This window comes from Luteimonas sp. GW821-FHT14E02 (assembly GCF_058803905.1).
This window is the reverse complement of sequence record NZ_JBXAPK010000001.1, coordinates 548,546-563,033: the sequence shown is the minus strand read 5'-3', so window position 1 is coordinate 563,033 and position 14,488 is coordinate 548,546. Positions and strand designations below refer to the sequence as shown.

At 65.2% G+C, this 14,488-nt stretch carries 11 protein-coding genes; 2 read left to right on the top strand and 9 right to left on the bottom strand.

Features of this window, described 5'->3' with window-relative positions; translation table 11 throughout:
* Positions 1-53 precede the first annotated feature (53 nt).
* The 8 genes from AC1RNP_RS02385 to AC1RNP_RS02350 form a co-directional block, all read right to left on the bottom strand.
* A complete protein-coding gene (locus AC1RNP_RS02385) occupies positions 54-1,016 on the bottom strand; it encodes a sugar phosphate isomerase/epimerase family protein (RefSeq protein WP_493049625.1) in 963 nt (320 codons plus the stop codon).
* Complete coding sequence (locus tag AC1RNP_RS02380) at positions 1,013-2,203, bottom strand: Gfo/Idh/MocA family protein (protein ID WP_493049623.1); 1,191 nt, start codon at positions 2,201-2,203, stop codon at positions 1,013-1,015. Before AC1RNP_RS02380 ends, AC1RNP_RS02385 begins: the two co-directional genes overlap by 4 nt.
* Positions 2,200-3,444, bottom strand: a complete 1,245-nt coding sequence (locus tag AC1RNP_RS02375; RefSeq protein ID WP_493049622.1) for a nucleoside permease — start codon at positions 3,442-3,444, stop codon at positions 2,200-2,202. The genes AC1RNP_RS02380 and AC1RNP_RS02375 overlap by 4 nt, the downstream gene beginning before the upstream one ends.
* Before the next feature lie 71 nt (positions 3,445-3,515).
* The gene (locus AC1RNP_RS02370; protein WP_493049620.1) at positions 3,516-4,241 is read right to left on the bottom strand and encodes a 3-keto-disaccharide hydrolase; all 726 of its coding nucleotides are present in this window, start codon (positions 4,239-4,241) and stop codon (positions 3,516-3,518) included.
* Positions 4,238-5,395 (bottom strand): FAD:protein FMN transferase, encoded by a 1,158-nt coding sequence (locus AC1RNP_RS02365; protein ID WP_493049619.1) that lies wholly within the window; start codon positions 5,393-5,395, stop codon positions 4,238-4,240. The genes AC1RNP_RS02370 and AC1RNP_RS02365 overlap by 4 nt, the downstream gene beginning before the upstream one ends.
* Complete coding sequence (locus AC1RNP_RS02360) at positions 5,392-6,147, bottom strand: ThuA domain-containing protein (protein ID WP_493049618.1); 756 nt, start codon at positions 6,145-6,147, stop codon at positions 5,392-5,394. Before AC1RNP_RS02360 ends, AC1RNP_RS02365 begins: the two co-directional genes overlap by 4 nt.
* Positions 6,148-6,206: 59 nt before the next feature.
* Positions 6,207-7,526: a Gfo/Idh/MocA family protein gene (locus AC1RNP_RS02355; protein ID WP_493049617.1), complete on the bottom strand. Its 1,320-nt coding sequence runs from the start codon at positions 7,524-7,526 to the stop codon at positions 6,207-6,209.
* Between the two features lie 92 nt (positions 7,527-7,618).
* On the bottom strand, positions 7,619-8,638 hold the full coding sequence (locus AC1RNP_RS02350; protein ID WP_493049616.1) for a formylglycine-generating enzyme family protein: 1,020 nt from the start codon (positions 8,636-8,638) through the stop codon (positions 7,619-7,621).
* A 419-nt stretch (positions 8,639-9,057) separates the two neighbouring features.
* Between AC1RNP_RS02350 and AC1RNP_RS02345 the strand changes: the two genes are divergently transcribed.
* Both AC1RNP_RS02345 and AC1RNP_RS02340 read left to right on the top strand, forming a co-directional pair.
* A complete protein-coding gene (locus AC1RNP_RS02345) occupies positions 9,058-10,434 on the top strand; it encodes an alpha-L-fucosidase (protein ID WP_493049615.1) in 1,377 nt (458 codons plus the stop codon).
* Positions 10,431-11,909 (top strand): alpha-L-fucosidase, encoded by a 1,479-nt coding sequence (locus AC1RNP_RS02340; RefSeq protein WP_493049614.1) that lies wholly within the window; start codon positions 10,431-10,433, stop codon positions 11,907-11,909. The genes AC1RNP_RS02345 and AC1RNP_RS02340 overlap by 4 nt, the downstream gene beginning before the upstream one ends.
* Positions 11,910-12,112: 203 nt before the next feature.
* Here AC1RNP_RS02340 and AC1RNP_RS02335 read toward each other — a convergent pair whose 3' ends face one another.
* Entirely contained in the window at positions 12,113-14,419 is a 2,307-nt protein-coding gene (locus AC1RNP_RS02335) for a family 20 glycosylhydrolase (RefSeq protein WP_493049613.1), read from the bottom strand.
* Between the last annotated feature and the right edge of the window lie 69 nt (positions 14,420-14,488).

Genomic DNA, 14,488 nt, shown 5'->3' with positions numbered 1-14,488 from the left:
TGAAAAAATGTGGCGTGACGAAGGGGTGGTGGATTTCGTAATGAGGTTCGTGCTCAGGTCCACCACGGTTCGTCGGGCGGATCGCGCAGCAGCGCCTGCTTAAGCGTATCGATGGCGCTCTGGAATCCTTGATCGGATGACATCAGCGCATCCTCGTGCTCCAGGCTCACGACGTAGTCGTAACCGACCACGCGCAAGGCCTGCATGATCTGCTTCCAGGCCAGCAGATCGTGCCCGTGGCCGACCGAACGGAAACTCCAGGCGCGCTGCGCGATATCGCGGTACGACTTGGCGTCGATCACGCCGTTGACGGCAATGTTGGCGCGGTCCAGCGCCACATCCTTGGCATGGAAATGGAAGATCGCCGGACCGAGCGCGCGGATCGCCTGCGGCACGTCGACGCCGCGCCACAGCAGATGGCTGGGATCGAGATTGACGCCGAGATGGTCGCCCGCCTCGGCGCGCAGCCGCAATGCTGTTTCGGGGTTGTGGACGAGGAAGTTCGGATGCGGTTCCAGCGCGACACGCACACCGTGCTCGCGTGCGAAACCGGTTGCCTCGCGCCAGTACGGAATCGCCTTCTCGTTCCACTGCCACTCCAGCGTGTGCAGCATTTCCGGCGGCCAGGGCGAGGTGATCCAGTTGGGCACGCGCGAAGTGTCGCTGTCACCCGGACAGCCGGAAAAAGTGATCACGACCGGAACCTGCAAGCGCTCGGCCAGGCTGACGGTGCGACGCAAGGTCGCATCGTCGCGCCGCGCGACATCGCGATCCGGATGCAGGGGATTGCCATGGCAGGACAGCGCGCTGATGATCAGGCCGTGATCCTCGACTCGTGCGCGGAATTCGCGCACGCGTTCCGACGAAGCAAGCAGACCGTCGACATCGATGTGATCGGCACCGGGAAATGCGCCTGTTCCGAATTCGATCGCATCCAGGCCGGCCGCCTGCACGCGTTGCAGGACTTCGTCCAGGCTCAGCTTGGCGAACAATGGGGTGAAGACGCCGAGTTTCATGTCGCATTCCTCCGGGATTGCACCTGCGTCGCGACCGGCGTCCACACGCCGCCGCTGGCCGCGCTGGCGAGCATGGCATCGATCGTGCATTGCACGCGCAGTGCATCCTCGAACGTGGCCACGGTTGGCGGAAGGGCGTTTCTGCTTTCGGGCCAACGCGCGATCGCGGCGTACAGATCGCGCATCAGGTTGCAGAATGCATCGCTCCAAGATTCCTGATGGCCGCCGGGCAGGCGTGCATAGGGTCGTGCTTCTGGCGACAGCAGGGCGGGATCTTTTTGCAGCAGCTCGTTGGCGCGGTCGCGATGGCCGATCCACAGTTCGTTCTGCGCTTCCTGGCGCCATTTCATCGAACTGGCGGACCCGCAGACCTCCAGCACCAGATCGTTCTTGTGGCCAGCGCAGACCTGGCCGACCAGCAACATCCCACGGGCGCCATTGTCAAAGCGCAACAGCACGCTGGCGAGATCTTCCAGCGACATGTCGACCCACTCACTCGCGTCCGACGCACTCGCGGACGCGAAGGTGCCCGAGGATCCCGTCGGCCTGCGTCGTCGCGGCACCACCGTGGCGGGATCGGCGAGCACCTGCGTGATGCGCAGGCCGGTCACGTGCTCGGCCAGATCGCACCAGTGCGAACCGATGTCGGCCAGGGCCAATGATCCGCCGTTCTGCTCCGGCTCCAGCCGCCAGGACCAGTCGCTGTCGTGCAGCAGCCAGTCCTGCAGATATTGGCCGTGCACCAGATGTAGCGTGCCGATCGCGCCTTCGGCGATGGCGATGCGTGCCTGCTGCACGAGCGGGTTGCCGCGATAGTTGAACGTCACCGCATGAAAAACGCCGGCGGCGCGCGCCGCATCGAGCAGTTCCCTGGATTGCTCGACCGTGTCGGCGAGCGGCTTGTCGCAGATCACGTGCTTGCCGTTCGCGATCGCCGCCATCGCGATCGCATGATGCAGGCGATTGGGCGCGGCGATATGCACCACATCGATGCGTGGATCCTCGACCAACGCGCGCCAATCACCGTAGGCTTGGGGAATGGCAAGCTCGCGTGCACGCGTCTGCGCACGTGCGAGATCGCTGCCGGCCAGCGCTGCCACTTCGACGTGACCCAGACGCCGGATCGCATCGACATGCCACGGGCCGATGAACCCCGCCCCCACCAGCCCGGCGCGCAAGCCACTCACGGCGTGGAGACTCCCGCTTCGCTTTCGGGCAACCGCTTCGGTGCGTGATCACGGAAAAACAGGGCAAACAACAGGAATACCGCGGCCGCGCCGATCGCCGGCACCAGCCAGATCTGCGACCAGTCATGCGTGACCGGATCGCCACCGACGCGATACGCATCGACAACCCTTCCTGATAACCAGGAGCCGATCAGCATGCCCACGCCCCAAGTCACCAGCGTCAGGAATCCCTGCGCGGAAGCGCGCAGATGTGCCGGCGCTTCGCGATCCACGTAGATCTGGCCGCTGACGAAGAAGAAGTCATAGCAGACACCATGCAGCAGAATGCCCAGATACAGCATCCACATCAGCTCGCCACTGTCCCCCATCGCGAACAGCAGATAGCGCGCCGCCCACGCCGCCATGCCGATCAGCAGCATCGCCTTGATGCCCAGGCGCCGGAAGAACAGCGGCATCGCCAGCATGAAGGCGATCTCGGACATCTGCCCGAAGGTCATCTTGCCGGCCGCGTTGGGCACGCCAATCTCGTTGAGGAAGCCGTTGGTGAAGGCGTAGTAGAACTGCAGCGGAATGCAGACCAGCAGCGAGCCGATCATGAACACCGCGAATGAGCGGTCGCGCATCAGCTGCAGCGCATCCAAGCCGAGGAAATCGCGCAGCCCTGGTTTCTGCGCGCCTTCGACACGCGGCAGGGGCGGCGTGTGCGGCAGCACCAGCGAGAACAGACCCAGCACCGCCAGCGCGATCGCCGAGACATGGAATTGCGTGGCCACGGCCTCGGCATGCAATACGTAACCGACCAGCCAGCCAGCGGCGATCCAGCCGATCGTGCCGAGCACGCGCACGCCGGGAAACTGCTGTTGCGGCTTGTCCATGTGGCGGAACGCGACCGCGTTGCTCAAGGCAATCGTCGGCATGAAGCACAGCATGTGCACCAGCAAGGCCACGTAGAACGGCACGAACGCGGTCTGAAGCGAAGCGTAGTACAGCGTGGCCGCGCTGAGCAGGAACAGCACCGCCAGCGCGCGCTGGCTGGCGAACCAGCGATCCACCACGAGGCCGACGAACAAGGGCGAGACGATCGCGGCGATCGACGCCGTGCCGTAGGCCAGGCCTGTCTGCTCGCCGGAAAAGCGCAGGGTCTGCAGCAGATACGTGCCCATCGTGACCGTCCACGCACCCCAAGCGAAGTACTGCAGGAACATCATGATCGACAGGCGGAGGCGGATCGATGGGTTCATGGGAATGCCGTGGCGATGAAAGGGCGTGTACGTCGTGCTTGCGGTGGAATCCTTCGATGTCTCTTGCAGGTTTACAGCGCGCGGATGCGGATATTGCGGTAGCGCACCTCATCCCCGTGATCTTGCAGGCCGATCACACCGCTGCGCAATGTGGCGAAGGACGGCCAGTCCTTGAACTTGCTTGCCGCCACGCGCGCCTTCCAGTCCGGCGATCCTAGCTCGCAATCGACCACCTTTTCGCCGTTGAGCCAGTGTTCGATGTGCTGGCCACGCACGACGATCCGGGTCTGGTTCCATTCTCCGACCGGGCGTGTTGCGATCTTGTCAGGGGCGTACAGGCCGTAGAGGGCCGAGGCCCAGCGGTCGCGGCCGTTCTTGCCGTCGGGATGGCGATCGTTATCGAGCACCTGGTATTCGATCGCGGTGCGGTAGATCTCCGGTTCGGATTCGTCGCCGCGATAGAAGATGCCGCTGTTGCCGCCTGGCGTGATCTTCCAGTCGATGCGCAATTCGAAATCGCCGTAGCTGCGATCACTGACCAGATCGCCACCGGCACCGGTGCGCACGATCGCGCCGTCGATGACCTGCCATCCCTGGATCGGCTGTCCTGGTTTGCGATAGCCATGCCAGCCGTGCAGCGTGCGGCCGTCGAACAGCGAAACGAAACCCTCGCGACGTTCGGCGCGGCTCAAGCCATCCTTCGATGTGGGCGGAGCCGCGCTCGCGGAAGCCGCGAAAGACAACAAGGCGCCCAGAACGATGCGTGAGGAAAGAGGGAAGAAAGGAAAACGGATCATGGCATCCTCGATGATCTTATCGGAGCGGTCCTGCTTGAAGCGGACCTGCATGAAGCGTATCGGCTCGAAACGGACCAGTCATCCGCGACAGTGGTCACATGCGAGCGCGCCTGCCGCTCGCCGTCGTACACCAGCGGTGCGCGCTGCGGCCAATTGCTTGACGTGCGCACGTCCGTCGCGGCGCCATCCGGCTGTTGCCGCTCCATGCGCATGGCAGCGCCCGATACGGATTCGACCAGACGCGTACCCGCTTCCGGCCCGAGCAGCGCGGCTGCCGTATCCAGACCATCGGCGTCGATGCCGCGGCGCGCGATCACGGTGGTGGCGCTGCGTCCCTGCATCGGCCAGCCACTGCGCGGATCGATCAGATGCGAGTAGCGCCGCCCATCGACCTCGAACCATTGCTCGGCATCGCCGGCGGTGGAGATCGCGGCATGGCGCAACATCAACGTCTGCTCATGCGCTTCGCGCGTGGGCAGCAGCGGTGCGATGCCCACGCGCCATCCGGACTCGCCCGGCGGCGCGTCGGAGACCGCGATGTCTCCACCGAGGCCGACCAGCGCTCGCGTCACGCCTTGCGCCGCGATCGCCGATAACGCTTCGTCGGCGGCATAACCCTTGGCGACGCCGCCGACGTCGAGGCCAATGCCGGGGCGATCGAGGCGGGCCGTGCGCGTGTGCGCATCCAGATGCAGGAAGCGATACCCACCGTTCGCGCGCGCCTGTTCGACGCGTTCGCTGCGCGGCAGTTCGCTGAGCTTGCGCGCGCTGCGCCACAGGCGGGTGAGCGCGCCTTGCGTGACATCGAAAGCACCCTCCGAGCGCTCGGCCACGGTTTGTGATGCCTGCAGCACGCGGAACAGGTCCTCGCCGATCGCCACGTCGCCTTGACCGGCGCGCGCGGCGAGGCGCATCAGTTCGCTGTCGTCACGATAGTCGCTCAGTTCGCGATCGAGCGTGGCGATGCGGTCGAAACCCGCCCGCATGGCGCGCTCGGCGGACGCGTCATCGGCGGCATACACCACGATCAGCACACGGGTGCCCATGTGGGCTTCACGCCGCTCGTAACGTGTCAGCAATGGGCCGGCGAACGCTGCCGGGAGTATCGACGCGAGTGCGCCGAAGACCGCCAGCACGGCCAGCCCGCGCCTCACTCGCCCATCACCCACTGCAACCCGCCGATCAGGAAGCGCTGGAAGCGCGGATCGCGCCAGACCTCGGGGCGATGGCCGAGCGCGGAATAGAACACACGCCCCTTGCCCTGCGTGCGAGTCCAGGCCACGGCGAAATCGCCATCCTTGCGGTGGACGTTGGGATTGGCGAGGTCCACCGAGCGCGTATCGATGCTGAGCAGCACATGCACATCGGCGCGCGACCAGTCCTTGAACTGGTAGATCTCGTCGGCGATCACGAAACGCTTGCCAAGATGGCGCGTGGCCGGATTCGCGCGATCCTCCACCTTCACCGTCACTTCCTGGTTCCAGGGATGCTCGTCGAAGTAGCCGCCGAGCATGCGGCCGTATTCGGGCCACTGATAGAACGTATCACTGGCGCTGTGGATGCCGACGAATCCCTTGCCGCTCTCGACGAACGCCATCAGGTCGCGCTTCTGGCGTTCGTCGATCGGCAGCTCGCCGGTGGTGTAGAACACGACCGCATCGAAACCTGCCAGGTGCGCGGCATCAAGCACGGCCGGATCGTGACTGACGATGACGCGGAAACGTCCGGACTCCTCGCCGAGCTTGACCAGGATCTGCTCGGACTCCGGCACCACTTCGTGCTTGTAGCCGGCCGAATAGGTGAAATACAGCACCGACGGCACGGCCTTGCCCTTGCGGTCGCGTTGCGTCGCATCGACCGGAAGCACACAGAGGGCGAACAACAGCAGCGCGCAAAACCACAGCATTGAACCTCGCCCGTGCGATCTCCTCTTCGGTGCGGATGCGCGATCGACCATTGGCGCCCTCACGCCGGCTTCGGCTCGGTTCTGCCCGGCATAGCGACAGCCGGCACGGCGATCGCGCCGCTCAAGGCAAACGGGCCGGGTGCGAGCGATTCCTGCGAATTCAATGCCTCCTCCCAGGTCACGCGGCCGCCACTGTAGCCGGCCATGCGTCCCATGATCGCCGACAGCGTGGCTTCCGCCACCTGCCTGAGTTCGTTGAGCGGCTTGCCGCCGCGGATCGCCTGGACCAGATCGATGTGCTCCTGATAATACGGACTGGTGTCGTTCTCGGTCACGCGCGGATCACGCTTCCAGGCGTTGGCGCCGGTGATGATGTGCTGGTCGACCTGCGAGTTGCCGCGCGTGCCGACCAGGGCTTCGGAGATGTTGTTGGCGCAACCGTCGATCTGCCGGCACATGCTGATCATGTGCGCGCCGTTCGCGTATTCGTAGTCGGTGGCGAAATGGTCGTACACGTTGCCATACACCGTGTCGGTGCGAACCTGCCGTCCGGCCAGGCTCACCGCGCTGGCCGGATGCGCGTTCATTGCCCAGTTGATCACGTCGATGTTGTGGATGTGCTGTTCAACGATGATATCGCCGGAGAGCCAGTTGAAATACGGCCAGTTGCGCAACATCCATTCGCCATCGCTCCACGCCGGCTGCCGGTCGATGTGCCACAGGCTGCCCTGGTTCCAATAGGCGCGCGCGGCGACGATTTCACCGATGGCGCCGTCGTGGATGCGCTTGATGGTGTCGAGATAGCCGGCCTGGTGCCGGCGTTGCGTGCCGGCGGCGATCTTCAGGCCCTTTTGATCGGCGATGTCGTGCAGCGCCAGCACCTGGCGCACGCCGGGCGAATCGACGGCGATGGGCTTCTCGGTGAAGATGTGCTTGCCCGCCTCGACGGCGGCACGCAGATGCTCGGGACGAAACGCGGGCGGGCTGGCCAGGATCACGTAGTTGATGTCCTCGGCCAGCACGTGCTGGTAGGCATCGAGCCCGACGAAGCGCCGCTTCTTCGGTACGCCGAGCGACTTGCCGATCTTCGACTCGACCAGCGCGATGCTCTTGTCGATGCGCTCCTCGAACGCATCGCCGATGGCGACCACGCGCACGCCCGGCGCCGCCGCGTGCAGGATGTTGCGCAACGCGCCGGTGCCGCGATCACCGGCGCCGATCAGGCCGACGCGGATCTCGTCGCTGCCGCGCGCGTAGGCCGCGCCGAAGGTGGAGGAAGCCAGGCCGATCGCCGCGGCCGTGCCGGCACCGCGCTTGAGGAATTCGCGGCGCAGCGGATCGAAGGGGGACGTTGCGGCGCGGCGGAATTCATCAGTCATGTCTGGCTTCCTCCATAAGAAATCGTTGGGATCTGTCGATGCAGTGCGTGATCGGGAATATGTGATCGAGGACGACGTACTCACCGCGCGTGTCATTCATTCGGGCTGGCGCGCATCACCTTCGACTTGAACGTCTTGAGCGCCGGCGCGTCATCGTCGACGCGCACGATGCGGAAGCCGACGAAGGTCGCATCGGTGTGCCACCAGATGCTTTGCGGTTCCTGCGGATCGCGCCGGCTCCAGGCTGGTTTGGAGGCGCGGCGTGCCGCGCTGCGCAGATGTTCGGCGTCGTCCTCGAAGGAACCGCCGCGCACCACGTGCGGATAGCGCGCCGCGTTCGGCATCGCCACCGGATTCCTGGCCGCCTTGCCCTTTAGCGCCGAGTAGCGCTTGGGGTCGTAGCGATCCAGCGTCCACTCGGCGACGTTGCCGTGCATGTCGTAGAGGCCGAAGGCATTGGGCTGCTTGCCGCCCACCGCATGCGGCACGCTGTTGGCGTTGTCGGCGTACCACGCGCTGTTTGCCAGCGATGTCGCCTCCGCGCCGGACGACCACGGCGTCTGCGTGCCGGCGCGCGCCGCGTATTCCCATTCGGCCTCGGTGGGCAGGCGATAGTGATGACCGGTCTTGGCCGAGAGCCAGCGGCAGTATTCGGCCGCCGCATGCCAGGTCATGCCGATCGCGGGCTGACGGCCCTTGCCGAAACCCCATGACTCATCCGCGTAGGGAGGCGTCGGTCCGGTCACCGCGTCGGTGGGCGCGTCGGCACCCTTGCTCAGCTTCGGCGCCTGCTTGCGGAACTGGTCGTACTCGTCCCAGGTGACTTCGTGCTTGCCGATCCAGAACGCGCCGACGCTGACCTCCGCCTGCGGGCCTTCGTCCTCGCCACGCCCGCTCTCCGATGCCGGACTGCCCATGCGGAAACGGCCGGCGGGGATCGGCACCATGTCGAAGCGCACCTGCGAGCCCGGAACCGTTTCGGTGTAGGGTTTGAGTTCGGCGGGGGGCGGCGCCTCCGCGCAGGCCCATGTGCTCAGCAAGCCGAGCATCGGAACGCAGATCGCGATGCGGACGAGGCGGGAACCCGTCACCGCGGCTGTCGAAGTCGCCATTCGCCGAGCGCTGCCAGACCCCACGGGGGACGGAGCCGGCGCGCGGAACCGGGCAAGATGGCATGGCGGTCGACAGCGTGCGATCACTCGATCCCCCTCGAAATCGGCTGGACCAATGGTCCAACCTTTTCGCACATGCACGCCCCGCATCTCTTGGGTCGCCACGGCATGGAAACGAAACCGCAGTCCCTCCAGGCCCGCAGCGGACAGACCATAACGGCAAAATTCGGCCTTAATTGTGATTTACATCACGATTTACATCGATCTAATCGCTGAGACTGAGGTTCCAAGCCGCGACATGTGAAGGACAGCACCGAAGCGTTTCAGCCTGTCGCGGCGGGCCTCTTCGGGCCATCCCAGCTTCCCCGTCGGCCGTTCATGGGTATAAATTGGTCCAACCAATGGGCCAGTGAGGGCGTATGAGAACCCATCTGTTCGCTTTGTTGGGCGGCCTGGCGTTGCTGCTGCCAGGACATCTCGCTGCCGCCGAGACGGCTTCCACGCCGGCCCCGGCTCCTGGCGCCGAAAGCCTCGAAGCCAAGGCACGCCGGATGCAGTGGTTCGCCGACGCCAAGCTCGGCATCTTCATCCACTGGGGCATCTACGCCGTGGACGGCGTCGACGAGTCGTGGGCGTTCTTCAACGGCAAGATGTCGCATGCCGATTACATGAAGCAGCTGCGCGGCTTCACCGCCAATCGCTACGATCCCGCCGCGTGGGTGGACCTGATCCAGCGCAGCGGCGCGCGCTACGCGGTGCTGACGGCGCGCCATCATGACGGCGTCGCGCTCTGGGACAGCCGGCAAGGGCTCAACGTCGTCAAGGACACGCCAGCCAGGCGCGATCTGATCGCACCCTTCGTCAATGACTTGCGCGCCGCGGGATTGAAAGTCGGCCTGTACTACTCGCTGCCGGACTGGTCGTATTCCGATTACGACGGCTTCACGCGCAAGCAGAAGCGTTACGACTTCACCGCGGAGCCGCAGCGCTGGCAACGCTTCCTGGATTATTACCAGGGCCAGATCGCCGACCTCGGCGAGCGCTACAAGCCCGATCTGTATTGGTTCGACGGCGACTGGGAACACGACGCCAAGGCCTGGCAGTCGGCGAAAGTGCGGCGCGAGATCCTCGCGCGCAATCCGAACGCGATCATCAATTCGCGCCTCAACGAATACGGCGACTACGCCACGCCCGAGCAGGGCGTGCCGGTGTTGCGACCGGAGGCGCCGTATTGGGAGCTGTGCCTGACGATGAACATGTCGTGGGGCTATCAGCCGCGCGATACGGAATACAAGAACACCAACCAGATCATCCATCTGTTCGCCGGCGTCGTCGGCATGGGCGGCAATCTGCTGCTGGACATCGGGCCGCGCGAGGACGGCACGATCGATCCGCGCCAGATCGCGATCCTGGAAGGGCTCGGACGCTGGACCGGCAAGCATGCGCAGGCGATCTACGGCACCGTCGCCGGCCCGTCGCTGGATCACTACGCCGGCCCGAGCACGCAATCGAAGGATGGCCGAACGCTGTATCTGTTCGTCGACGGCAAGCCTAGCGGCGAACTGCTGGTCAAGGGCCTGGATGCGAAGGTCACGAAGGCCTACGTCGTCGGCGGCCAACAGCCCGTGCGAACGCGCGTGCTTGGCAAATACGACTGGAGCAAGGTGCCGGGGCTGCTGTACCTCTCGATTCCGGAGGAGGCCTTCGATTCCGACATGACCGTGGTCGCGCTGGAACTCGACCGCCCCGTGACGCTGTACCGCGAGACGTCCAAACCGATCGAGAGCAACGAATGACCCCATCACGTTCACTATTGCTGGCTGCGCTGCTCGCGGCTTCCGCTTTCCAGGCCTCGGCCGACAGCCCTGGCGATTACGTCCCCGAAACCGATCCGGCGGTGCTGCGCAAGCTGGAACAATGGAAGGACTGGAAGTTCGGTTTCATGATGCACTGGGGGCCGTATAGCCAGTGGGGCATCGTCGAATCCTGGTCGATCTGCTCGGAGGACGTGCCCTGGTGCAAGCGACCGCCCGGCGTGAGCTACGTCGATTACGTCAAGCGCTACGAAAAACTGCCGGAAACGTTCAATCCGGTGAAGTTCGATCCGCAGTCGTGGGCGCGCGTGGCCGAGGCCGCGGGCACGAAGTACGTGGTGTTCACCACCAAGCACCACGACGGCTTCAACATGTTCGACACGCGCCAGAGCGATTACCGCATCACCGCGCCGAACGTGCCCTTCCACACCAATCCGCGCGCGAACATCACCAAGCAGGTGTTCGATGCCTTCCACGCGCGCGGTTTCGGCATCGGCGCCTACTTCTCCAAGCCGGACTGGCACAACGACGACTACTGGGCGCCGGAATGGGCCACACCCGATCGCAACGTCAATTACGACCCGAGCAAGTATCCGGAACGCTGGAAGCGCTTCGTGAAGTTCACGCATGCGCAGATCGAGGAACTGGCCACCGACTACGGTCCGCTGGACATCCTCTGGCTCGACGGCGGCTGGGTGCGTCCCAACGATCCGGCGCGCGACATCGAGCGGCGGCGTCAACACGACGATGGCTCTCCCGAACGGCACTGGTCGCAGGACATCGACATGCCGGGATTGGCGAAGCTGGCGCGTTCGCACCAGCCGGGATTGATCGTCGTCGATCGCGCCGTGGGCGGTCCTTACGAAAACTACCGCACACCCGAACAGCAGATTCCCGACAAGCCGCTGCCCTATCCCTGGGAAACCTGCATGACCCTGGGTGATTCCTGGTCATACACGCCCAACGACAACTACAAGCCCGCGCGCAAAGTGGTGCAGATGCTCGTGGACGTGGTGGCCAAGGGAGGCAACTATCTGCTCAACGTCGGGCCGGACCCCAACGGCGAACTGCCGCCGGTCGCGGTGCAGCGATTGCAGGAGATCGGCCAGTGGATGCGCGTCAACGGCGAGGCGATCTACGCCAGCCGCGCGGTCGCGCCTTATGTCGCCGGCCGGTTCCGCTATACCGCGCTGCGCGATGGCACGGTGTACGCGATCTATTTGCCTGAGGCAGCGGAATCACGACTGCCCGCCAAGCTGGAAATCCCGGGCCCCGCACCGGCGACGGGCGCGAAAGTGCGCATGCTGGGCGACGACACAGCGCTGGCGTGGCGACGCGAAGGCGATCGCACCATGGTCGAGGTGCCCGCGAGCGTGCGCAAGCACAGCGCGGGCGGTCATGCGTGGGCGATCAAGTTGCCGGGTGCCGTTCCCGCATCGCAAGTTGCGATCGAATGATGTCGAGGGCCCCGCTCTCGCGAGCGGGGCTTCTCGCAACGATCAGTCCACGGCGATCTCGAACTCACCCTGCTGGCGGATGTCTTCCGTTCCCGATCCGACCATGACGCGAAAGCGGCTCGGCTCGACGACGTGCTGCATCTGACGGTTCCACAACTTCCGCTTCGGCAGATTCCCGATGCGCGCGCCGCAGCACAAGTGGTTCAATGCCACCACCAGTCGTTGGGCACCGGCACGGCCTTGGCGCCGTCTCGTTCGACAAGCAACTGCAATTGCTTGTCACCACCGCCCTGGAAGTAGCGCAATTCGAAGGCGTGCAGCCCGGCACTCAGCGCGACGCTGCCGTAGGAGTCGCCAGGCGATTGCAGCCCATCGCGATCGATCACCAGCTTGTCGTCGATCAACAGCCGTGCGCCATCATCGGAACCGAGCACGAACCGATAGACGCCCTCGCCGGGCACGGCGAGGTAGCCGCGATAGCGCAGACCAAATGTTTCGGCGCGCGCGTCCTCCGGCAAACCGATCTCGCGCACCGTTTCGCTGCGCAGCGGTTTTCGCGACAACAATTGTTCGGTACGTGTGACCGCGACTTCGTAGTAATCGCGCTCAAGTCCCGGCCGCAGCCCTTTGCGATCGGTGCGCGATGCCGGCTGGAGCTGCGCAAGCGCGTAACGCGCGCGGCTGATCGGCCCCAGGCGGCCCCCGGGCAATTCCAGCCGCGCCGTTACCTCGGTGCCGTCTGGTTCGAGCGTGAGCGCGATCGGCCCGTCATACACGGGCGACGCGCTCGTCGGTGCACTGCCATCCAGGCTGTAGCGCACGCGCGCGCCGGACAACGGCGAGGTCAGACGCACTGTCGCCTGTGGCTGCAGCGAAATCGCATCGCCTTCGAGCCCGATCACATCGGGCACGCGGTAATTCACGCGCAACGTATCCAACAGCTGCAGCTGCGGTTCCAGACGACGATTGAAATCCTCCCAGCCGCGCCCTTCGCGCGGCGACCACAGCACTTCGCTCAACGCCAGCGCGCGCGGCCACAGCATGTACTCCACCGCTTCGCTGCTGCGCATGCGTTCGGTCCAGACATTGCCCTGGGCCCCGATCACGTGCGCCGCTTGCGCCGGTGTCAGCTTGTCCGGCACCGGTTCGAACGCGTAGACCTGCCGCAGCGGCAGATTGCCGGAGCACACCGGCTCGTCCTTCGACAGCGACTGGCAGTAATCGAAATAGACATGGGAAGTCGGCGACATGATCACGTCATGGCCGCGCCGCGCCGCGACGATGCCGCCATCCATGCCGCGCCACGACATCACGGTGGCACTGGGCAAGGGATTGCCGTCGAGGATCTCGTCCCAGCCGATCACCTTGCGACCGTGCTCGTGCAGGTACTTCTCCACGCGTCGCATGAACCAGCCTTGCAGCGCATGCTCATCCTTCAGTTTTTCGCGACGGATGATGTCCTGCGCGAGCGGACTCTGCTGCCAGCGCACGATCGGCGCTTCGTCGCCGCCGAGATGGAGATAAGGCGAGGGGAAGATGTCCATCACCTCGTCCAGCACGTTTTCGATGAAGGTGAAAGTCGCCTCGCTCGGGCACAGCACGTTGTCGTCCACGCCCCAGGTGGTGCGCACTTCGAACGGGCCGGGCGTGCAGGCCAGTTCCGGATACGCGGCGAGCGCGGCGACGGTGTGGCCCGGCATCTCGATCTCGGGAATCACCTGGATGTGCAGTTGCCTGGCATACGCCACCAGCTCGCGCGCCTCGGCCTGCGTGTAGAAGCCGCCGTAGCGCCGCTCGTCGAACGTGTCCGGGCCGTCGCGATGCTGGAGTGAGGTGCGCGCGCGCCAGGCGCCGACTTCGGTGAGCCCGGGATAGCGCTTGATCTCCAGCCGCCAGCCTTGGTCCTCGGTCAGATGCCAGTGGAAGGTGTTGAACTTGTAGCGCGCCATCAGATCGAGCGTGCGCTTGAGGAAATCCAGCGGATACAGATGCCGTCCGACGTCGAGCATCAGGCCGCGATAGCCGAAGCGCGGCGCGTCCTCGATCGCGAGCGCGGGTACGCCGGCCTTCGCGCTGTTGGGAGGCGCGAGCTGCCGCAAGGTCTGCAGGCCATAGAACAGGCCGGCGGGCGTGGCCGACGTCAGCCGGATGCCATCCGTGTCCACGGTGAGGCGGTAGCCCTCACGATTGGCGCCGGGCGACGGCTGCAGGGCCAGGGTCAGGTCCGCCCGGTGGTCACCGCCACGCTGCAACTCCACTGGCACACCCCAGGCCTCGCGCAGGATCGTCATGGCCAGTTCGCCCAAAGCGCGGCCATCCGTGTCGTCGGCCGGGGCGGCCTGGATTGCCACGCGCGCCGAAGTGCCCGGTCGATAGCGTCCCTCCAGCACCTGCATGTGCGCGGGCACGGGCAGGAGGCGGGGAGCGGGCACTTCCCTGGCCCCGGCCAATGCCGGCAACGCGTTCAGGGAAACCAGGCAGACGGCAAACAGACCGGGGAGAAATCTCATGGGCACTCCGGATTCTTGGATTCACAATGAAATGAATGGCCAGGGGTGGACGCATCCGGTCCGCCAGCG

Bases quoted from the DNA above. Each gene is read 5' to 3' on its own strand.
- AC1RNP_RS02385 (WP_493049625.1), bottom strand. From the start codon at position 1,016: ATGAAACTCGGCGTCTTCACCCCATTGTTCGCCAAGCTGAGCCTGGAC.
- AC1RNP_RS02375 (WP_493049622.1), bottom strand. From the start codon at position 3,444: ATGAACCCATCGATCCGCCTCCGCCTGTCGATCATGATGTTCCTGCAG.
- AC1RNP_RS02370 (WP_493049620.1), bottom strand. From the start codon at position 4,241: ATGATCCGTTTTCCTTTCTTCCCTCTTTCCTCACGCATCGTTCTGGGC.
- AC1RNP_RS02360 (WP_493049618.1), bottom strand. From the start codon at position 6,147: ATGCTGTGGTTTTGCGCGCTGCTGTTGTTCGCCCTCTGTGTGCTTCCG.
- AC1RNP_RS02355 (WP_493049617.1), bottom strand. From the start codon at position 7,526: ATGACTGATGAATTCCGCCGCGCCGCAACGTCCCCCTTCGATCCGCTG.
- AC1RNP_RS02350 (WP_493049616.1), bottom strand. From the start codon at position 8,638: ATGGCGACTTCGACAGCCGCGGTGACGGGTTCCCGCCTCGTCCGCATC.
- AC1RNP_RS02345 (WP_493049615.1), top strand. From the start codon at position 9,058: ATGAGAACCCATCTGTTCGCTTTGTTGGGCGGCCTGGCGTTGCTGCTG.
- AC1RNP_RS02340 (WP_493049614.1), top strand. From the start codon at position 10,431: ATGACCCCATCACGTTCACTATTGCTGGCTGCGCTGCTCGCGGCTTCC.
- AC1RNP_RS02335 (WP_493049613.1), bottom strand. From the start codon at position 14,419: ATGAGATTTCTCCCCGGTCTGTTTGCCGTCTGCCTGGTTTCCCTGAAC.